Origin of the sequence: Streptomyces sp. PA03-6a (genome assembly GCF_033792765.1) — a bacterium.
In the GTDB taxonomy this organism is placed as follows: Bacteria; Actinomycetota; Actinomycetes; order Streptomycetales; family Streptomycetaceae; genus Actinacidiphila.
In genome coordinates this window covers 1-19,670 of sequence record NZ_JARAVK010000124.1, presented here as the reverse complement: position 1 = coordinate 19,670, position 19,670 = coordinate 1, and the positions used below count along the sequence as shown (strand labels likewise).

Annotated in this window: 17 protein-coding genes and 2 pseudogenes; 11 read left to right on the top strand and 8 right to left on the bottom strand. The window is 70.7% G+C overall.

Annotation, left to right across the window (positions count from 1 at the left end):
• Positions 1–4 precede the first annotated feature (4 nt).
• Both PV350_RS26860 and PV350_RS26855 read left to right on the top strand, forming a co-directional pair.
• Positions 5–826 carry an MBL fold metallo-hydrolase gene (locus PV350_RS26860; protein WP_500336528.1) on the top strand — a complete coding sequence of 274 codons (822 nt, stop codon included), beginning with the start codon at positions 5–7 and terminating at the stop codon, positions 824–826.
• A gap of 288 nt (positions 827–1,114) precedes the next feature.
• Complete coding sequence (locus tag PV350_RS26855) at positions 1,115–1,516, top strand: YciI family protein (protein WP_499509863.1); 402 nt, start codon at positions 1,115–1,117, stop codon at positions 1,514–1,516.
• 43 nt (positions 1,517–1,559) lie between these two features.
• On the opposite strand, the gene PV350_RS26850 is transcribed toward PV350_RS26855, so the two are convergent.
• Both PV350_RS26850 and PV350_RS26845 read right to left on the bottom strand, forming a co-directional pair.
• A complete protein-coding gene (locus PV350_RS26850) occupies positions 1,560–1,904 on the bottom strand; it encodes a DUF6188 family protein (protein ID WP_500336526.1) in 345 nt (114 codons plus the stop codon).
• A 266-nt stretch (positions 1,905–2,170) separates the two neighbouring features.
• Entirely contained in the window at positions 2,171–2,953 is a 783-nt protein-coding gene (locus PV350_RS26845; protein WP_500336540.1) for a DUF899 domain-containing protein, read from the bottom strand.
• 375 nt (positions 2,954–3,328) lie between these two features.
• Here PV350_RS26845 and PV350_RS26840 point away from each other — a divergent pair, with 375 nt between their 5' ends.
• A complete protein-coding gene (locus PV350_RS26840; protein ID WP_500336525.1) occupies positions 3,329–4,810 on the top strand; it encodes a CoA-acylating methylmalonate-semialdehyde dehydrogenase in 1,482 nt (493 codons plus the stop codon).
• Positions 4,811–5,113: 303 nt separating this feature from the next.
• Positions 5,114–5,203 (top strand): annotated as a pseudogene (locus tag PV350_RS26835) (DNA-binding response regulator); the annotation flags it as partial.
• Between the two features lie 24 nt (positions 5,204–5,227).
• Here the strand turns inward: PV350_RS26835 and PV350_RS26830 are convergent.
• Both PV350_RS26830 and PV350_RS26825 read right to left on the bottom strand, forming a co-directional pair.
• A pseudogene (locus tag PV350_RS26830) lies at positions 5,228–5,985 on the bottom strand (PIG-L family deacetylase).
• Between the two features lie 78 nt (positions 5,986–6,063).
• Complete coding sequence (locus tag PV350_RS26825; RefSeq protein ID WP_500336523.1) at positions 6,064–6,288, bottom strand: hypothetical protein; 225 nt, start codon at positions 6,286–6,288, stop codon at positions 6,064–6,066.
• Between the two features lie 37 nt (positions 6,289–6,325).
• Between PV350_RS26825 and PV350_RS26820 the strand changes: the two genes are divergently transcribed.
• Both PV350_RS26820 and PV350_RS26815 read left to right on the top strand, forming a co-directional pair.
• Complete coding sequence (locus PV350_RS26820) at positions 6,326–6,853, top strand: DUF6584 family protein (protein WP_499509868.1); 528 nt, start codon at positions 6,326–6,328, stop codon at positions 6,851–6,853.
• Between the two features lie 224 nt (positions 6,854–7,077).
• A complete protein-coding gene (locus tag PV350_RS26815) occupies positions 7,078–7,467 on the top strand; it encodes a hypothetical protein (protein ID WP_499509869.1) in 390 nt (129 codons plus the stop codon).
• 75 nt (positions 7,468–7,542) lie between these two features.
• Here the strand turns inward: PV350_RS26815 and PV350_RS26810 are convergent, their stop codons facing one another.
• From PV350_RS26810 to PV350_RS26800, 3 genes are all read right to left on the bottom strand, one after another.
• Positions 7,543–8,106 (bottom strand): hypothetical protein, encoded by a 564-nt coding sequence (locus PV350_RS26810; RefSeq protein WP_499509870.1) that lies wholly within the window; start codon positions 8,104–8,106, stop codon positions 7,543–7,545.
• A gap of 80 nt (positions 8,107–8,186) precedes the next feature.
• Positions 8,187–11,849, bottom strand: a complete 3,663-nt coding sequence (locus tag PV350_RS26805) for a S8 family peptidase (protein ID WP_500336521.1) — start codon at positions 11,847–11,849, stop codon at positions 8,187–8,189.
• A gap of 458 nt (positions 11,850–12,307) precedes the next feature.
• The gene (locus tag PV350_RS26800) at positions 12,308–15,238 is read right to left on the bottom strand and encodes a helix-turn-helix transcriptional regulator (protein ID WP_500336520.1); all 2,931 of its coding nucleotides are present in this window, start codon (positions 15,236–15,238) and stop codon (positions 12,308–12,310) included.
• 414 nt (positions 15,239–15,652) lie between these two features.
• Here PV350_RS26800 and PV350_RS26795 point away from each other — a divergent pair, with 414 nt between their 5' ends.
• A complete protein-coding gene (locus PV350_RS26795; RefSeq protein ID WP_499509873.1) occupies positions 15,653–16,027 on the top strand; it encodes a YidB family protein in 375 nt (124 codons plus the stop codon).
• A gap of 160 nt (positions 16,028–16,187) precedes the next feature.
• Positions 16,188–16,853, top strand: a complete 666-nt coding sequence (locus PV350_RS26790; RefSeq protein WP_499509874.1) for a nitroreductase — start codon at positions 16,188–16,190, stop codon at positions 16,851–16,853.
• A 401-nt stretch (positions 16,854–17,254) separates the two neighbouring features.
• Here PV350_RS26790 and PV350_RS26785 read toward each other — a convergent pair whose 3' ends face one another.
• The gene (locus PV350_RS26785; RefSeq protein WP_500336518.1) at positions 17,255–17,542 is read right to left on the bottom strand and encodes a hypothetical protein; all 288 of its coding nucleotides are present in this window, start codon (positions 17,540–17,542) and stop codon (positions 17,255–17,257) included.
• Positions 17,543–17,958: 416 nt separating this feature from the next.
• On the opposite strand from PV350_RS26785, the gene PV350_RS26780 reads away from it, so the two are divergent.
• The 3 genes from PV350_RS26780 (at position 17,959) to PV350_RS26770 (ending at position 19,660) form a co-directional block, all read left to right on the top strand.
• Complete coding sequence (locus PV350_RS26780; protein ID WP_500336517.1) at positions 17,959–18,159, top strand: hypothetical protein; 201 nt, start codon at positions 17,959–17,961, stop codon at positions 18,157–18,159.
• Positions 18,160–18,223: 64 nt separating this feature from the next.
• Entirely contained in the window at positions 18,224–18,541 is a 318-nt protein-coding gene (locus PV350_RS26775; RefSeq protein WP_500336516.1) for a hypothetical protein, read from the top strand.
• 354 nt (positions 18,542–18,895) lie between these two features.
• Positions 18,896–19,660: a hypothetical protein gene (locus PV350_RS26770; RefSeq protein WP_500336515.1), complete on the top strand. Its 765-nt coding sequence runs from the start codon at positions 18,896–18,898 to the stop codon at positions 19,658–19,660.
• Positions 19,661–19,670 lie beyond the last annotated feature (10 nt).

Genomic DNA, 19,670 nt, shown 5'->3' with positions numbered 1-19,670 from the left:
CGCCATGAACGATCAGGTCAGCCCCGCCCGCCGCCCTGCCGCGGTGAGCGTCCTCGGGGGGCCCACCACGGTGATCGACATCGGCGGGCTGCGCCTGGTGTCGGACCCCACCTTCGACGACCCGGGCGACCACGGGTACCTCACCAAGACGGCGGGGCCCGCCGTCGGCGAGGACGCCCTGGGGCCGGTGGACGCGGTCCTCGTCAGCCACGACCTCCACCCCGACAACCTGGACACCCGCGGCCGTGCCTTCGCCCTGAGTTCGCCGCTGGTGCTGACCGGGCCCGCCGCCGCGCGGCGTCTGGGCGCCCCGGCCCAGGGGCTGTCGGCCTGGGACCGCGTGGAGCTCCCCCGCCCGGCCGGAGGCACCGTCACCGTGCACGCCGTCCCCGCCCAGCACGGTCCCGACGACGGCGAACGCGACGAGCAGGGTCATGTGAACTGCGAGGTCACCGGCTTCGTCCTGACGGGTGACGAGCTGCCCACCGTCTACGTCAGCGGCGACAACGCCTCGCTCGCGGTGGTGGCCGAAATCGGCCGCCGCATGCCGCCCGTCGACGTGGCCGTCCTGTTCGTGGGCGCGGCGCGCGTCCCGTCGAAGATGCGCGGCCGGCCTCTGACGCTGACCGCACAGCGGGCCGGCGCCGCCGCCTCCGTACTGGGGTCCCCGATCGTCGTCGCCGCCCACTGCGACGGATGGGCGCACTTCAGCGAGACCCGCGCCGACATCGAGCACGCCTTCGATGACGCCGGGCTCGCCGGGCGGCTGCGCTCCGCGGGCAACGGCGAATGGATCGACCTGGGTCAGGCGGTCGCCCAGCGCTGACCGGTCGGCACGCCCGCCGCCCATGGCCACCTGGCTTTAATTTACGCATTTAGCCGTGGTAGCTTCTGGTCCGGCAGGGGGACGGGTCGACCGATCGAGACGACCGGTCACTTTCATCCTGGGTGACCTCGTTTCCAGCCGCTACGGGCAACGCGGCGGTCGGCGGCCCGTTCCGCTGTCTCCGCGGCCCAAAAGACATCGGGCGGTGATGTCGAGAACCCGTGGCCGGCTCCGTCCCCGGGGTGAAGGCGGCCACAATGGGCCGCACCGGCACCAGGGAGAACCACGATGGCCAAGTACCTGCTCCTCAAGCACTACCGCGGCGCACCGGCCGCCGTGAACGACGTGTGCATGGACCAGTGGACGCCCCAGGAGATCTCCGACCACGTCCAGTACATGCACGACTTCGCCGCCCGCCTGGAGGAGACCGGCGAGTTCGTCGACGGCCAGGCCCTGGCACCCGAGGGCACCTGGGTCCGCTACGACGGCGAAGGCCGCCCGCCCGTCACCGACGGCCCCTTCGCCGAGACCAAGGACCTCATCGCCGGCTGGATGATCATCGACGTCGACACCTACGACCGCGCCGTCGAACTCGCCGGAGAGCTCTCCGCCGCCCCCGGCGCCGGCGGCAAGCCCATCCACGAATGGCTCGAACTCCGCCCCTTCCACACCGCCCCGCCGGCCCCCTAGCCCGACGACCCGCGCCGGGGCAGGCTCGCCGAGGGAATCCGCTTCACGCGCCGGGCACGTGCCGCACGTCGAACTGCGCGTCCGCGACGATCCACAGGAGCGCACCGGCGTCGAAGGCGATGAGGAACGAACCGTCGGCGACCACGTCGACGTCCGTGACGGACTGGCCGAACAGGTCGAGCACCGGGGCGAGGGCAGAACCCGTTCCGGGGTGCATGTCGTGGTACTGGCCGTCGTCGTCCCTCAGGCGGAACCCCGTTTCCAGGACCAGTTCCGTGGTGCCGCCTGACGTCTCGCCCCCGTCCGCAGGGGCGAGACGCAGGCGCACCCGGTCGTCGCACGACGTGTCCTGCACCCGACTGCCGACCAGCGCTTTGAGGCTCTTCACCGCATGACTTCCACATCGCTCTGATGGCCCGGCAGGTGCTCCTGTCGAGCAGGGCACCCCCGCGGTATGCCGCTCGGACAGGCCGCCGGGCTCGGGGAACCGCCACAGATCCGGGGCTGGTGCCGCCACCCAGGACTGACAACGTTGTCCACCCTACCTCGGACCCCCAGCCCGCCCGTAGATGATAACGATCATCCAGCCCTCCCCTCAAGCTCACGTTCCGTGGCCGTCGGGCCACACCGCCGACGCCCCTCGACGACGGCGCGTCAGTGGTGGTGGCCGTGCCGGCCGAGGGTCTCCACAGGGGTCACGCCCGGGCGGGTCCACTGCGGCACGGGGCGGCTGGTCGGGCCCCAGGTGGCCTTCCCGTCCGCGTCCGAACGCCAGGTCCAGCAGGCGTCGCCGCCCTTGGGCCGGCCCTCGGGGTTGTCCTCCCACGCCTCGCCGCGACCGTAGAGCGTCATGTCGAGCAGGCTCATGGACCCGTTGACCGCTTCATTGCCGCGCCCCGTCGTGGAGTAGGTGAGGAACACCCGGTCGCCGTCGCGCAGGAAGCAGGTGAGGTACCCCATCCTGCCGCCGGCCGGCCCGTCCACGCCGCGCACCGAGTACCAGGGCTGGGTGTAGCCCATGAACTCGACGTACGGGGCCACCTCTTCCCACCTGCCCGTGGTCACGACGGCGAACGAGACGCCGCGCGCGTTGAGGTAGACGGCGTCCTTCAGGTGCCAGGCCGTGGTGGTGCAGCCCTCGCACTGCCCCTGGTGCGGCGCGCCGTCGTGCCACATGTGCTTGTAGACCACGAGCTCGTCGCGGCCCTGGAACAGGTTCAGGAACGGGACCGGGCCGTCGGGTCCGACGACCTCGACCGACCCGTCGAACTCCACCATCGGCAACCGGCGGCGCGCCGCGGCGAGGGCGTCGCCCTCGCGGGTGTGCGCCTTCTCGCGGACCAGGAGCTCGTCACGGGCGGCCTGCCAGGTGGCCAGGTCCACGACCGGCGGGAGGCCGGGCAGCGCGGTAGTCGGGTCGTCGGGGGTGGTCGTCATGGTGTCCTCCGTGGTGTCCGGTGCCGGGCAGCGCCGTACGGCCGTCGTACGGCGTCCTGCGACGGTCACCGGAACAGACTCCCGCCGCGGCCGGAACTCATCGCGCCGGACGCGAACACGGTGGCTCCCGGCATCCGGGTGATCCAGCCCACGGCAGTTCGGGACACGCGGCAGGCACTTCGGGCCGCGGGGCTCCCAAGCGCCTGTTCGGGCGGATCGGAACCGTAACTTCGATATCAGCAGTCGCGCGCTCCCGGGCTGGGGGCGTGTGTGTCCGCGGACAGGACCGCGGACCTCCGGCTGCCGTCAGGGTCCGTGAGGTGGACGACAGGAACCTCACCGCCCGCCGCCGTCACCTTTGGAGGAGTTCCGCCGATGAAGACCGTCACCCACTGGATCGGTGGCAAGCCCTACGGGGACGCCGCAGGCGCCTCCGGCACCTGGGGTCCCGTGACCGACCCCGCGACCGGAGCGGTCACCACCCGGGTCGCGATGGCCGGCGCCGACGAGGTCGGCGCCGCGGTCGCGGCGGCGAAGGAGGCCTACGCCACCTGGCGCACGTCCCCGCTCGCGCAGCGGATCGCGATCCTCTTCCGCTACCGCGAACTGCTGGACGCGCGCCGCGACGACCTGGCCGCGCTGATCACCGCCGAGCAGGGCAAGGTCCACGCGGACGCGCTGGGCGAGGTGGCACGGGGCCTGGAGATCGTCGAGCTGGCCTGCGGGCTGGGCACGGCGCTCAAGGGCGACACGTCCACCGAGGTGTCGAGCGACGTCGACGTGGCGTCGATACGGCAGCCGCTCGGCGTGGTCGCGGGCATCTCGCCGTTCAACTTCCCCGCGATGATCGGCATGTGGATGTTCCCCATGGCGATCGCCTGCGGGAACACCTTCGTCCACAAGCCCAGCAGCAAGGCCCCGTCCGCGTCCATGCTCCTCGCGGAGCTCGCGGCCGAGGCGGGCGTGCCCGACGGGGTGCTCAACATCGTGCACGGCGACGAGGTCGCGGTGAACGCGCTGCTCGACCACCCGGACGTCGCGGCCGTGTCATTCGTCGGCTCCACGCCCGTCGCCCGCCACGTCTACCGCAGGGCATCCGCGAGCGGCAAGCGCGTCCAGGCCCTCGGCGGCGCGAAGAACCACATGCTGGTCCTGCCCGACGCCGACCTCGACGCGGCCGCCGACGCCGCCGTGAACGCCGCCTACGGCTCCGCGGGCCAGCGCTGCATGGCGGTCTCCGTGGTCGTCGCGGTCGGCTCGGCGGGCGACGCGCTGGTGTCGCGGATCGCCGAGCGGGCCACGCAGGTCAAGATCGGCCCGGGCGACGACCCGACGTCCGAGATGGGCCCGCTCGTCACCAAGGCACACCGCGACGAGGTCGCGGCGTACGTCGCGGGCGCGGCCGCCCAGGGCGCCGATGTGGTGCTCGACGGCAGGGACTTCACCGTCGAGGGCCGCGAGAACGGCCACTGGATGGGCATCTCGCTCCTCGACAACGTCAGCACCGACTCGGACGTCTACCGGAACGAGATCTTCGGCCCCGTCCTGTGCGTGCTCCGCGCGGAGACCTACGCCGAGGCCATGCGCATCATCAACGGCTCCCCGTTCGGCAACGCCGGCTCGGTCTTCACCCGCGACGGCGGCGCGGCCCGCCGGTTCCAACTGGAGGTCGAGACCGGCATGGTCGGCGTGAACGTCCCGATGCCGGTCCCGGTGGGTTACCACTCCTTCGGCGGCTGGAAGGACTCGGCCTTCGGCGACCACCGCATGTACGGCAGCGAAGCCGTGCACTTCTACACGCGCGGCAAGGTCATCACGAGCCGCTGGCCGGACCCGTCCGAGCTGACGGCCGGCTGACGGCCTGAGCCTCCCCTCGTCCCGCTGACCGCCCCCCATACGCGGCCGCACCGGCTCCCCTTCCGTGCCGGTGCGGCCGCCGGCCCTTCCCCGCGGTGACCCGTCCGACAAGTCGCCGGGGTACGGCTCGCGTTCGCTCATGCCGCGACACGGACCCGCGGTTCCGCCGCGAGTGCGGAACCCGGCAGCGCCCAGCGCCGCACCACGCCTTCCAGGAGGCCGGTCCCGGCCGTCCACCGCACGATCGCGTACCCCAAGGCGCAGCCGGGGGTGTTCACGAGCACGTCGTTGACGTCGGCGCCCCTCGCCAACGTGCAGACCAAGCCGGCCGCCCGCAATCGCGTGGAGATCGCCACCTGGGCGTGGGAGTCCGGTCTCGTGGACCGGCGTTGACGAGCCGGGACCCGGATGGCACGGTCAGGTGGTCAGTTCCGTCTGGGCCGCCGTCCCTGTGAAGGGGGCGTGGCGGATGTACCACTCGGTGGCGAGCAGTCGCTCCCGGGCATGTGGTGGAAGGCCTGCGATCACCCCCGGCAGGGCTCCGCGTTCGACCTCGGAGCGGTGCGCCAGCACCGCCGCGACCTTCTGCCTCATCCAGGGACGGACATCGACGGTCGTGGTGACCTGTTCGTCCGGGACGCTGTACACCGCCTTGCGCGCACCGACAGATCGTGCAGCGCCGGCACGGCCGAGCGCGGGTGGGTGGCCAGGTACAGGGAACGCGGCTGCCAGGGGGCACCGGCATCCGGGTAGAGCTGCCCGAGCGCGGCCGCTTGTGCGGCGAGCACGGTCACCCGATGGGTGTGCACGTGATCCGGGTGACCGGGAAGGCCGCCGTAGGCGTCATGGGTGACCATGACGTCGGGGCGGAACTCCCTGATGTGCGCCACCAGTCGGTGCACCACCTCGTCGAGCGGCGCGTCGCAGAACCTCGGGCGGCCCGGGGCCGACCGTGGCACCCGCGCATCGGCGTAGCCGAGCATCCGCGGCTCACCGGCGCCGAGGATCCGCACCGCCTCGCCCAGTTCCGCGGCCCGCGAGCTGTCCGCGGCCCAGGTCGCCGTGACGACCGCGGTCCGGGCACCCGCGGCCGCGTGACGGCCCAGCACTCCGCCCGCCGACAACGACTCGTCGTCCGGGTGGGCGAAGACCCCGAGCAGGCTCGGCATGGACATGGACGGACCGCCTTCCCCTGCGCTGCGACTCCCGACGTCGCTTACGAGGGGACCACTTCACCACACCGCTCGGACCCGTCAGAGGAGGGCGTCGAGGACGAAGAGCTCCGCCAGGTGGAAGACGGCAGCACCCACTGGCGCGAGTGCGGCGCACAGCCAGTAGCGACGCACCCCGGCGCGCGCCAGGTAGACGGTCAGGAGGACGGTGAGCAGCGCGCCGACGGCCAGGAAGACGGCCGGTCCCGTCCCGGTGAGGTTCGGCCGATGCCGTTGAGTGCGAGCGGGTGCTGAGCCACAAACCAAGTCGACGTAGGTCAGTGCGGTACCCGATCATGCGTTCATGCCTCTGGGAGAGACCCTTGCCCGCATCGATGCAGACCTGGCCGCCGGCCGGGTCCCCGTCGCGCGTCAGCGCCTGCGCGGTCTCATCTCGTCCTTCCCGCACGACCTGCCGCTCCGCCGCCGTCTGGCCGAGGTGTACCGGCTCTACGGCGACGCCGCCGAGGCTGGGCGCTGGATGTACCTTGAAGATGACCGGGACGCCGACGAGACCGCCGCCTTCGAAGCGCGGTACGGGTCTCCCGGACGGCGGATGAAGGCCCTCGCCTGGCACGGTCCCGAAGCGATGGCCGCCACCGCCTTCGCGGAGGGGCAACTGGTCGCGGTGCGGACCGCCTGCACCGAGGAAGTGGGGCACCCCGTCAACTGGGACGACCCCGCCTCCTACCGGGACAGCCTGGATGAGCAGCACGAGGCGCCCTCCGAGCCGTGGACGGTCGGCGGTGTGCTGGCGGGCGCCGGCTGCCTGGTGGCGGTCCTTGTGTTCCTCGCGATCTGGGTGAATGGACTCGTTGCCCTCTTCGGCTGACTCAGGTCACCTGGATCGGTGAGGAGCGCCGCTCATGGTTCGGGCTCCTGAATTCCGTACCGGCCCTCGGTGTCCCACAGGGAGCGGCGAAGGTCCTCGAAGCGTGCCATGGCCGGAATCGTAGGGGGCTCTGGTCCTGATGTGGCGCTTCGTCGCATGGCCCGGGACGGGCGGCCCGGTCGCCGGTGGGAACACACGCGCGGAGCACCCAGTAAAGTCCTGGCATGCTGCTTTTCCACTTCACGCGGCCGGAGCTGTGGCCGCTGATCCTGGCAGACGCAGAGATCAAAGCGACCTGGCCGACGGCTCAGGAGGACGGGCAGGAGCTGGCGGGGACCGTGCACCTCACGTCCGATCCCAGCCCTGCCTCGCTCCCCGGGCCCTTCCGGGACTGCACGGTGCGGTTCACCGTGGAAGTGCCGGCCCCGGAGGCGCAACGGTGGCACGCGTGGGCGGGCACCAGGCTGCCGGCCCAGACCGTCCACGTGCTGACGGCGACGCACTTCGGCGAGCGCCCCGACGAGTGGTTCGTCGTGGAGCGGGCCATCCCGTCGGCGGAGTGGGTCGCGGTCGTGGATCTGCAGGTGCAGAAACCCCTGTGGCCCCAGCCGTAGACGTCCACAGCCCGAACAGGGCGGGGCGAGACTCGGTCCCGCCCCGCCCTGTTCAGGTGTTCCTGGCCGTGCCCGTCAGCGCAGCGTGTACGCGGTGGGGATGGTCTGCCTGACGGTGTTGCCCTTGCTGTCGGTCGCGCTGATCCGCAGTCCGACGCCCTTGGCGGCCTGGTCGCGCCGAGGGTTCTTGATCGTCATGGTGAAGGTGTTCTTCCCGGTGGCCCGGGTGGTCGCCGGGTGCCAGGTCTTGCCCCCGTCGAAGGTGGTCTCCGCCTTCAGGGACGTCACCTTGGGCAGGGCGGTGAGGCTTTCCTGGTAGTAGCCGACGACGGTGACCTCGTGGTTCTCCCCGGCCTTGACGGTGTTGTCCAGGGCCAGGTCGAAGTCGTAGCGCAGGAAGATCAGCGGCTCCGGGCGGCAGGCCGCCTGGTTGCTGCCGACCACCTCGCCGATGCACGGGCTGAGCTTCGGGGCGTCGTCCTTGGTCGCCTTGGCGGAGGTGTACTGCCACACCGTCTTGACGTCGTTGGTCTCCGCCTCGAACGTGTACCGGGCCGACTTCGCCGGAAGGTCGTAGGAGACGAGGTCACCGCCCTTGCAGCCGGAGAGCGCCAGCATCGCCGCGGCTGCGAGCACCATGAGGGCCGCCCCTCTGCGACGCCGTGCCGATGGCACAGGGGTGTTCATCGTGTCGGTCTCCTTAGCGGTGTCGAGTGCCATCACAGGGTCGCCGAGGTCTCGTCCGGGAGGTGCTGCGTGTGACGCTCGACCTCGTCACCGGACGCGTTCAGCAGCTTGAAGTCGCAGGTGGAGTCGAGGTTCGGAATGGTGGGCGAGGGAACCGTCCCGCAGGAGGGGATCTCGAGGAACTCGTGCTGGAGCAGCTCGTCGCCGACGATGCCGATCAGGGCCTGGCGGCCGCCGCCGCTGCCCGTCAGGTAGACGGTGGGGTAGAAGGTGTCGCCCTGCCGGCAGCCCGAGCACGGTCCGGCCTCGACCGAGAAGCCGGTCTTGGTCCGCACCTGCGGCACGGCTCCCGGTACGGCGGGCCCCGCGTTCCAGTGGAGCTCGTCCCTGCCGGTGAGGACCATGTCGTTCATCTCGGTGCGGTTGTGCGCCAGGAAGGAGTCCGCTCCGACCTCGGCCCATGAGGCGGTGAAACGGCTGATGGCGTTGTCCTCCCGCTTGACGAAGGTGGTCATGGTCTGCCGCGTGGACGGGTGCGGCAGGGACACCTGCGACGTGACGGGGGTCGCCTGGAGGGACTGCTTCCAGCTCAGCTGGTGCACCTCACCGGGCCGTGACGCGTGGAAGGAGAGGTCGACCCGGTCCAGATCGTCCTTTCCGACCTCGTAGGCGTTCGGCCGGATCTGTCCCTCGTCGTGGTACCTGGCGGCGTACGCCCTCGGCACGACGCTGCCGCCGAGGCTGATCTCGACGTGCTTCCGGTCGGCCTTGATCCGCTTGATCAGGCCTTCGGCCTCGGCGTAGGGCACGCTCACGATGGGCAGTGCGGCGTACGGCCGGATCGCCGGGCAGCTCTGCGGCCCGTCCACGCACTGGTCCAACCCCGAGGGACGGCCCAGCGAAGTGAGGCCCGGTGCCGCGACCAGCACGCCGACGGCGCCGGCTGCGGCGGCGGCCGCCACCCGCTCGTCCCGGAGCTTCGCGTAGTCGCAGGTGCCCTGACAGATGTCGGTCGGGGTCAGCAGTACGAGCTTGCCCCGGGCGTCGACGTCCGCGAGTTCGGCGGCGGTCCCGGTGCCGGCGTGGACCACCGGCAGGTGTCCCTTGACCGGCAGGCGGGGAACCTGGATCGCGGCTTCGCGGGTGGTCGGGTCCCCGTTGTCGCGCAGCCACGCCTGCGTCTCGGTCAGCCCGCCGTCCGGGGTCACGTAGCGGGCGGACAGGCTGGAGGGGGCACCGCCGCCGGTGGCGCGCAGGGTGACGACGGGAGTCGTCCGCGAGTTGTAGAAGTCGTGCGTGAAGGTACCCTCGCTCACCTTGCCGGTGGGCAGCACCCACCAGTTCGGCTCGACGGCCTTGTAGTCGTACGTGAGCGCCGTGCCCGTCGTCCATGCCCCGGTCGCGGAGACCCGGTTGACGATGTCGGTCGCGTTGTAGGTCTCGGTGGACTCCGGGTACTGCACGCTCAGCGGCTTGGCCTTGCGCAGGTCCAGCGTGACCGTGCTCGCCTTGGTGAGGCTCACCTCCGGTGCGATCGGCTGGGCCTGCTGCCACTCGCCGGTCGCGTCCCGCCAGGTGACCGGCATCTGCACCGCGTAGGTGCCGCGGAAGAGCTGCTCGGTCACGGTGTCCGCGCCGGCTTCGAAGACCTGGCCCGCGTGCAGGTGGACCTGGTCGTCGACCGGCATGAAGGTGGCGGTGCCGTAACGGACGTCGGTGGCACCCGCCGGGGGCACGACGTTCAGGGTCAGCGGGAACTTCTGGGCTTCGACGAAGGTGTGGATGCCCGAGCTCAGCCGTATCGCACCGGAGTCGTCACGGGCGCTCAGCACTCCGTTGTAGCCGCCGTGGGCCCCGGCGGTGCCCAGCACGCTGCCGTCGAGCGTCACCGACACCTCGGCGGACCCGCCTGCGGGGACGACCACCGTGTCCGAGCTGAGGGTGAACAGGCCTGCCGCGGCCGGCTTGCCGTCGGCGAAGGAGACCGGCATCGTCAGATGCAACGTGGTCGCCTCGTCGCCGCGGTTGGTGTACGTGATCTTCTTCGTCACCGCCGACTGCGGGTAGGCCAGGCGGCCGAAGTTCAGGTTCCCCTTCGGGACGATCTGCGGGTTGGTCGCGGTCGCCAGGTCCACCAGGCCCCTGCCCTGGGCGTACATGTCGTGCCCCAGGTCGCTTGCGGTGTCCATCAGCAGCGCCTTGATCTGCTGACCGGTCAGCTCGGGGTGCTGCTGGGCGACGATGGCCGCGGCGCCGGCCACGTGCGGGGTGGCCATCGAGGTCCCGTCGGCCGATGTGTAGTACTCGTCCACCAGGGTGCCCATGGCCGTGCCGGCGGCGCGTGCCGCGACGATGCCGACGCCCGGAGCCGCGATGTCCGGCTTGGCGGCGCCGTCCCCGATCCGCGGTCCGCGGTTGGAGAAGGTGGCCATGTCGCCGCTCTTGTCGACGGCCGCCACGGTCAGGGCGTCGTCGGCGGAGCCCGGGGCGACGACCTTCTGGGCGACGAAGCCGGAGTTCCCGGCCGCGACCACGAACAGGGTCCCGGTGGCGCGGCTGAGTTCGTTGAGCGCCTGGCTCATCGGGTCCGTGCCGTCGGTGGGTTCACCGCCGAGGCTCATGTTGACGACCTTGGCCCCCGAGTGGGCGGCCCAGTCCATGGCCGCGATGATGCCGTCGTCGGGGCACTGCCCGTTGTCGTCGCAGACCTTGCCGACCAGCAGCTTGGCGCCGGGGGCGACGCCCTTGCGCAGCCCCTTGGACGCGGCGCCGCTGCCGAGGACCGTGGACGCCACGTGGGTGCCGTGTCCGTGCCCGTCCTTGGTGCCCGTGGGACTGCCGGTGAAGTCGACCTGCCCGGCGATGCTTCCGGACACGTCCGGGTGGGTGGCGTCGATGCCGGTGTCCAGTACCGCCACGGTCACGCCGGTGCCGTCGTAGCCGCGCTCCCAGGCGACGGGCGCGCCGATCTGCGGCACGGACTGCTCGAGGTCCACATGCGACATGCCGTTGAGCCAGACCTTCTTGACCCCGGCCAGGGAACCGGCGGACCGGGCGGCGGCGGACGTGGAGTCCGTCTTGCCCCGTACCCCCTGCCACCACCGTCCGCCGTCGGCGATCTTCATCGAGCGGCCGTTGATGCTCGGGAGCGCCCTGCCGCCCGACGCCCCGGCGACCTTCCGGGTCTTGTCGGCGCCGGCCGTTCCGGTGTAGGTGACGAGCACCGGCACCGCGTCGCCCTTGCCCGCCGCGACGAGCGTCACCAGCTGGGACAGGTCGAAGAGCCCCCAGTCGAGCAGTCCCTTGCCGACCAGCGCGAGGGCGTCGTCCGGCACGACGTACACCTTGCCCTGGCGGGTGATCGTGTGGAACACGACCGGGGGTCCATCGGGCCGATCCGCGCTGTCGACGTCGCGGACGACCGGCTTGCCGTCGTCGTCGACGCCGACGTGCACCTTGTCGCCGGTGATCAGCGTCACCGGGACGGACCCGCCGGACGCGGAGACGATCCGCGCCAGGTCGTCGTCGGCGATCATCGTCGGGCTGTTCGTCTGTACGACCCCGGGAAGCGGCGGCTTCCGGGTCGGCTCGGCAGCCTGGGTCGCCGTGGTCGACACGACCATGCCGAAGACGGTCAGACCGACGGTCACCGCGCCCAGGCGTCTGCCGAGACGCTTCCTTGAGCTTCGCCTCATCTATGAGTCTCCTGTGAGATGAATGACGGGGGATATCGGGGGAGGTCCGGCGTGGGGACGTGCAGGGCGTCGGCGATCGGGCTCCCGGTGCGCGAGGACTCCGCGCCCCACCAGGTGGACTGGCTCGGGCGACGCCTCGCGCCACGGGCGATCACGGTCCGCCCCTGGGCCTCCGCGCTAGAGCGGTTCGTACTCGCCGGCAACGGCGGCATCACCCGCGTCCTCGGTGGTCGGGGCGTCTGCCGGGTCGGCCTGCGGTCCTGCCGGTACCGGTCCGTCCTTCGCACGGCGTGCCGAAACGGCCGGGTCATCTGCCGGTTCGGGTGTCAGCGGTTCTGCGGGCAACATGGGGACGAGTGTGCAACCGGGCCCGACGCCGCCTCGATTGGTCAGATGCGGGATTTAACTCGTCGTTCGCCCGTGGGTCCTTTTTTTCGTCCCGGGCGACGACGGTGAATTCACTCGTCGCCCGGCGGTGTCTGCCCCTGCTCGCCCACGAGTCCCAACTCCACGACTCTGAGGGCGAGTCCGGTCCGCGACGTCACCTGCAGTTTGCGCATGGCCGACTTCACCTGGCTGGCCACGGTCTGCGTCGACACCACCAGCACGTCGGCGATCTGCCGGTTCGTCCGGCCGTCGAGCAGCAGGCGGGCGACTTCCAGCTCGCGCGGGGACAGGTGGTTGCCGTAGCTGGGCCGTCCCCGGCCGCGCGTCTCGCGGGTGTCCCCACCCCGCTCGTTCAGGGTCCGTGCCACCCGGTCGGCGTCGTGGTGGGCGCCGAGCTCCGACAATGCCCGCCGGACGTCGGACAGCACCGGCAGAGCGACCTCGTCCCGGCCGTCGGCGAGCAGGCAGCGGGCGTGGCGCTCCCGTGCGAGCAGGGCGTCGTAGGGGCGCGGCAGCGCCTGCCAGGCGTCGGCCGCCCGGGCGAACAGCGAGGCGGCGTCGGTGAGCCGGCCCTCGGCTTCGGCCAGGATGGCGCGGCACAGCACCACGGACGCCCGCGGCGCCGGGGCGTCCCTGTCTCCCAGGGCCCCCTCGAAGGTGTCGGCCAGGTCGGCGGCGCGGCCGAGCTGACCGGCGGCGACCAGGGCCGCGACCCGTGCCGGGGCGAACTCGACGGCCCGGGACCAGATGCCGCCGCTGACGGCGATCTCGGCCGGCTGGTCGGTGAGGCGGAGCGCCTCCTCGACCTCGCCGTCGCGCAGGCACAGCTGTGCCAGCGCGGCCGCGGCCTCGATGCGTTGCTGGTCGTCGCGTCCGGCGAAGCGCAGACGTGCCTCCGCTGCCTCCCGGTCCCCGGCGGCGGCCTCGATCAGGCCCGCCACGAGCGCGGCCTCGCAGCGGTCCTTCAGCCGTACGCCGCCGTCGTCGTCGACCAGCCGCGCCGTCCGCTCGGCGAGTCCCGGCCAGGCGCCGGTGAACCAGTCGAGGTGGGCCCGGGAGGAGGCGATGCTGTCGAGGTAGTCCAGGAGCTGGTGGCGTTCGGCGAGCGCCTGGGCCGTGGCCAGCCGTGCCCTGGCCTCGTCGTACCGGCCCCACCGCGTCGCCTCCTCGCCGACGTTCGTGTGGCCTATCGCGACGATGGCCGCCGCCCGGGGATCGGAGACGTCGTCCGGGATCTGCCGGGCCGCGTCCCAGCCGGCCTCCTCACCGAGCATGAGCAGCGCGAAGGCGCGTTCCACGAACAGGCGCAGCCGGTCGTGCGAGGCCATCGCCTGGGCCAGCGGCGGTGCTTCCTGCAGCCACCGCAGGTGCTCCGCGACCGGGCGTGCGTTCCCCAGGGGCAGGGCGAGCAGGATGCGGGCGCGCGGCGCCTCCGGCGAGTCCGGTGCGAGATGGGGCACCGCTCGCAGGATCTCGAGGCGGCCCGCCTCGATCTCTCCCGCCACCATGAGGACCCGGCCGACCTGGAAGCGGACCAGGGCCTGCTGTCCCGGCGTCAGGACCTGGCTGCCGAGGGCCGCTCGCAGTGCGTCGATGGTCTTCGAGTACGGGTCGGAGCCGGACAGCGCCTGGAACTGGATCTTCGTCACCAGCCGTACCAGCGGTTCCGCCGGGAGGGCCACGGTGGTCACCAGGCTGTGCAGCAGCAGCGCCGAGGTCGCCACGTCTCCGGACTGGACGCAGAGGTCGGCCGCCTGCTCGGTGTACCGGCACGCGGCGTCGACCTCGCCGGCCAGCCGGAAGTGCCGGGCCAACTGCGCCACCGGCGGCAGCGGCCATCGCTCAAGTGCCCGGCCCGCGCGCAGATGCATGGCGCGCCGCTCCTCGGCCGGGATGGCGTCGTACACGGCGTGACACGCCAGCGAGTGGCGGAACGACCACTGCCCGGGCCTGTCCTCACGCAGCAGGCCGCAGCCGAGCGCTTCGGCCGCTTGCGCGGCGAACCGGTCCTCGGGCAGGCCGGTCACGGCCCTCAGGGTCGCGTGGTCGGCCGGGCCGGACAGCACCGACACCGCGTACAGGACGGTCCGGTCAGCGGGCCGGAGCCGCTGGACGCGTTCGAGCATGGCGTCGCGGATCGTGGGCGGCACGTCGATGCGGTCCAGCCTGCGCCGTGCCCACCCGCCGTCCTGGCTGATCAGGTCGGCCCGGTCGTGCATCAGCCGCACCGACTCCTCCACCGCCAGCGGCACACCCTCCGTACGTGCGTGCAGGAAGGTCGCGAACTCGGTCGAGACGTGGCCGTCGGCCAGCATCGAAGAGACGAACGACGCGGTCTCGGGGATGTCCAGCGGCTGCAGTGTCAGCCTGACCAGGTGCGCGTCGGCGGGCGGCCGGGAGGACAGCCGCAACAGCAGCGAGTCGGCGGGCACTTCCTCCCGCCGGTAGGTCAGCACCACGCTCAGCGTCTGCGGCCGGCGGGAGACCAGGAACAGCAGGAACTCCAGCGTCGCCTCGTCCGCCCAGTGCACGTCCTCGATCGCCAGCACCGCGACGTCGAGCCGTCCGAGGACCTCGACGAACGCGCGGAACAGCCGGTGCCGGGCGGCGCTCGCGTCCTCCAGTGGCTCCGGCGCCGGAGGCAGGTCGTCGGCCCACTCGGGGAACAGGGGCCGCAGCGCACCGCCCAGCCCGCTCAACCCCAGGGTGGCAACGTTGTCAACGCCGTCGCGCACCGCGTCCACGACCGCTCCGAGCGTGTACGGCACCCGCAGCTCCGGGCAGGCCCCGACGAGGACACGACGTCCCTGCTCGGCTTGCGACCCCAGGAATTCGCGCAACAGCCGGGTCTTGCCGATGCCCGCCTCACCGTCGAGCAGGACGACCGCGGGGACCGGCCCGAGCGCTCCGCCCAGGGCGGCGAGCTCCCGTTCCCGGCCCACGAACCGCGGCCCGGAGAGCGCCGGATGCCGACCGGCTTCGGTCTGGGTCCGTCCAGCCACCGTCCGCTCCCTTGATCGATCAGCGCCACGCCGGTGCTGACTTTATCCGGGAGAGATCATTTGGGTGGCGGTATCGGCTCGGACAGCTGAACGACGAGCGATCCCGCGGGCCGCTCGTACGGGGCCGCCATCGCCGTCGGGCATGTTCCCGGCGCCGACGCGGCGCCTGCCGGTCGCCGGGCCGGGCCCGGCACCACGCCGACCCGCGCCGGGGGGCCTCCTCGCGTCACCCGAATGGGCTAATCGCACGGCGCCCGCGGACGTCTCGTGCTGGCCTGGAGGGGGGTGTACGAGCGAGGCGACACCACGTGCGACCTGCGGCAACAGTATGTCGGCCCCACCCCATCGCCGACCGGCGCAGCATCCGAAATCGCCGCGTGTCGCCCGCACAGACCACAACCACGGGAGTAACCCATGGCTGACCCCACGAAGAGCAGCGGCGGCGGCATGATGGACGAGCTGCAGGCACTGCTCGAGGGTGCGACGAAGCTCCTGAGCGACAGCGGCCTGAAGGGCGTCGTCGACTCATGGCTCGGCAACGGTCCCAACGAACCGGTCACGACGAGGCAGATCGAGGACGCGTTCGGCGCCGACAAGGTGGCCGAGGCCAGCAAGCAGGCCGGCGTGAAGCCCGACGCCCTCGCCGCCGAACTGCCCGAGGTCATCGACAAGGCATCTCCCGACGGCAAGATCGACATACGCAGTAGCAGCATCGAGCCGTCCTCCATCGACGCCCGCAAGGAATCGGTCATCGACGTGCTGGGCCACACGATCGAACGCCGCGGGTGACCAGCGGCGACGACAGTCGCAGGGCCGGCGCTCACCCGTAGCGCCGGCCCTGTCCGTTCCGGATCACGGACCCGGAGCAGCCCTTTTCGCACCCGCGGCAACTCGTACGCGTTGAAGGCGGTAGAGAGGTGGTCGTCGTGGAGTGAGGGGGCGGGAAGACGTGGACGTGTACGAAGCCGTGGACAGTCGCCGGGCGGTACGGGCGTTCAGCGATGCGCCGGTGTCCAAGGAGACGCTGGAGAGAGTGCTGGCCGCGGCGACGCGGGCTCCGTCGAGTGGCAACCTCCAGCCCTGGCATGTGTACGTCGTGACCGGCGAACCCTTGGCCGAACTGAAGCGGCACGCGACGGCCAGGGCGCTGGCGGGAGACCCGGGTGACGATCGGGAGTACCCCATGTACCCGGCCGAACTGACCTCGCCGTATCTGGACCGCTTCTCCGCCGCGGCCGCCCAGCGGTACGAAGCACTGGGGATCGAGCGCGACGACCCCGACAGGCCCAGGAAGATCGCGGCCCTGAACTCGGAGGCGTTCGGGGCACCGGTCGTCCTGTTCTGCTACCTCGACCGGACGATGGGGCTCGGACAGTGGGCCGACGCGGGGATGTACCTGCAGACGGTCATGCTGTTGCTGAGGGCGGAAGGCCTGCACAGTTGCCCCCAGGTGATGTGGACCCTGTACCGCAAGACCGTCAGCCAGGCCGTCGGGGCAGGCGACGGCCTCGTGCTGTTCTGCGGCGTCGCGGTGGGCTTCGAGAAGGAGGGCGTGCATCGACTGCGCACGGGCCGCGCGGACATCACGGAGACGGTGAGGTTCGTCGGGGCGTGACACGACCCTTCACCGGGCTCGCGTGCGGGACCGGCAACTGGGACGGCCTCGCCTGTGACGAAGCCGAGGCGACTGTCCACGAAGTCTCTTCGGGATCTTGGATGGCCTTGGGGGCGTGGTCGCAGGCATCTGGGACGATCACCGTCATGACGTTCGATCCTCAGCCGCCGGCCGGTGTCCACGTACGTCTTCTGGCTGGTCACGCCGCGTCCGGGCGGCCAGTGTATGAGGTGCTGCCGGGCCGCCCGGTGGAGTCCCAGATACGTGCCACGTTGGGCGGGGCACGACGGGGAACCACGGGGAACGTCGGCGATAGCGCCGCATGGCCGCAGTTGGACTGCCTACCCAGGTGAGGCACGGTCCGCAGCCTCAGTTTTCCAAACTGGCATCCGCTGGTGCCATTAGTCCCAGGAGTTGAACAGCACTCCGCCCAGCGTGGAGATCTCCCAGAAGCGGATCTCTCGCCACTCCATGTCCGTCAGAACGGCGGTGTCGACTTGGGCAAGGGGCGCGTTCAACTGTTCGGAACTCAGCACGGTGAAACCAGCTTCAGAAAAGGGTTGCGCCCACGCCGGAGGATCGCGGAACTCGTAGACGTGACGGAGGCAATGGTCGACCACATAGGCGACCAGCGGTACATACGCGTGGCACAAGGCATGGTGCAGGCCGTCACGGTCGGCGACCGACACGGTGTGGTAAGTCCGCGGATACGCCTGGTCTGTCCAAGCGCCAACCCTTCCACCAGCTACGCGGGCGGACGCGTGCCAAGCAGCACGGAGCGCGCGCACATCCGTCCGAGGAAGCGGTCCGTGCTGAGCGTTGTAGAAGCCGGTGGCGCCTCGCTCGAGTGTGAACACCGCATGCCTCCGTTCCATGGCACACGAGCCTACGAAACCGACTCCGTCCGGGACACCGAAGCCTCTCCCGGGCCGTCTCGGGGCCGTGGGAGGGGACTCAACGATGACAGACGTTGACAACCGTCGACAGCTCAGCGCCTGGTCAGAGCGCTGATCGCCTATGTCGACTCAGGTCAGGACTCCCCACGGATCAGTTCCAGAAGAACTGACCTTCCTCGTCGTCGCCCGGATGTTCTACCGTTCCGATCATGACTGCGATCAGCCCTGAGAACCCGCTGCGATCAAAAGATGCCCGCGCACTGCTCTCCCTGCTCCATGCTGGGGTCGAGATCAAGCAGGGCATGAGCGACCGGGAACTCGATCGCGTCGAGGAGCGTTGGGAATTCCGTTTCGCTCCGGAACATCGAGCCCTGCTCGGCGAAGGGTTGCCGGTCGGCAGTCGGAGTTGAGCCCGATTGGCGCGACGGGGACCCAGAGGATCTGGCGAGGCGCCTGGCCTGGCCGGTGGAAGGCGTGCTGTTCGACGTGGAGCGAAACGGTTTCTGGCACCCAGATTGGGATCCGCGGCCGGCGGGCGCGCAGGACGCGTTGGACTTGGCCCGTGCCTATATGGCCAAAGCTCCTGTGATGGTACCGATTCGCTCACACCGGTACCTATTGGGCGATCCAGAACGAACCGGTACGCCAGTCTTGTCGATGTACCAGACGGACATCATTTACTACGGCACCGATCTGGTCGACTACTTCCATCACGAGTTCGGCCGCCGCGCACCGACCGCCAATGACCACCGATACGCCCCGATCCCGTTCTGGTCTTACTTTCTCGATTGACAGCAGCGAAGTACAGCAATCACCGCGCCCGCGACCGACCGCCACGAACCTTGGACGATTGCCGACGTGCCCCGCTGACCACAGCGACCGTCGCGCCCATAGTTCGCATCGAGGGGAGCGTGCGTGCCACAGCCGTGCCAGGTGAGGCGGTGCCGAAGGGGGAGCCACGGGGAACAGCAGTGAAAGCGCCCCGTTGCCGCAGGTCAGCGTCCGCCCAGGTGAGGCATAGTCCGGAGCCTCAGTCTTCCAAACTGGTGACATGCCACACGCGCAGCAGCGGCCTATGGCCGGACCGCAGACCGAGGGACTGACCCGGAAGGGGATGGTGTCAGAAGTCTGGTCTAGATTTGGCCTGTGACCCACAATCGTTCCAATGCCGGGGCACCCCACGAGCCTGACTTGCCGCCCTACCAGGTTGTCCTGGCGGAAACCGACTGGGGTTCACTCCAGACGCCTTTCGGGTCCGGGGAGGACCTTCCTAAGGTTCTGACGCAACTTTTGGAGCCCGATCCCAAGGTCCAGGTCACGGCTTTGCAGGAGCTGGGTGAGCTGGTCGGCCACCAGAACACTATTTACGAAGCCACCGCCCCCGCCGCCATGTACGTCGCTGCCATCCTCACCCACCCGGCGGCCATGACGCGACGGCCCTATCGCGACATCCCCATCCGCGCGACGTTGTTGGGCTGGCTGGCTTCCACGCTTCACGACGCCTCCGACGAGATCGTCGCCCGCAACGAGGAGTACTGGCCAGGCTTCGCCCCGGACACCACCGTGGCGGCCTTCCGGGAGTTGCGTCCGATGCTCTACCGGGCCGTCACGCCCTTCCTGCAGGACAGCCACAAGAACGTGCGCGAAGCCGCCGTCATCGCCGCGCTCATCCTCGCCGAACACCCCGCGCTCGCCGAGCACCGTGATCACCTCGCCGGGCACGCGCGCCGCATCCTGGACACCAGCAGCTACGAGCCCAACCGGCGCGTCGCGTGGAAGGCCCTCAAAACATGGGGCCACCATCCGCCCGGCCCGGAGCCTCTGAAGTTTCCCCGTGATCTCGGACACTCGTTGCTTACGCTGCGAGGGTGTGTTCTTGCTCGTGTCGCTGTCGGATCTCCAGCGGGGTGAGGTACCCCCA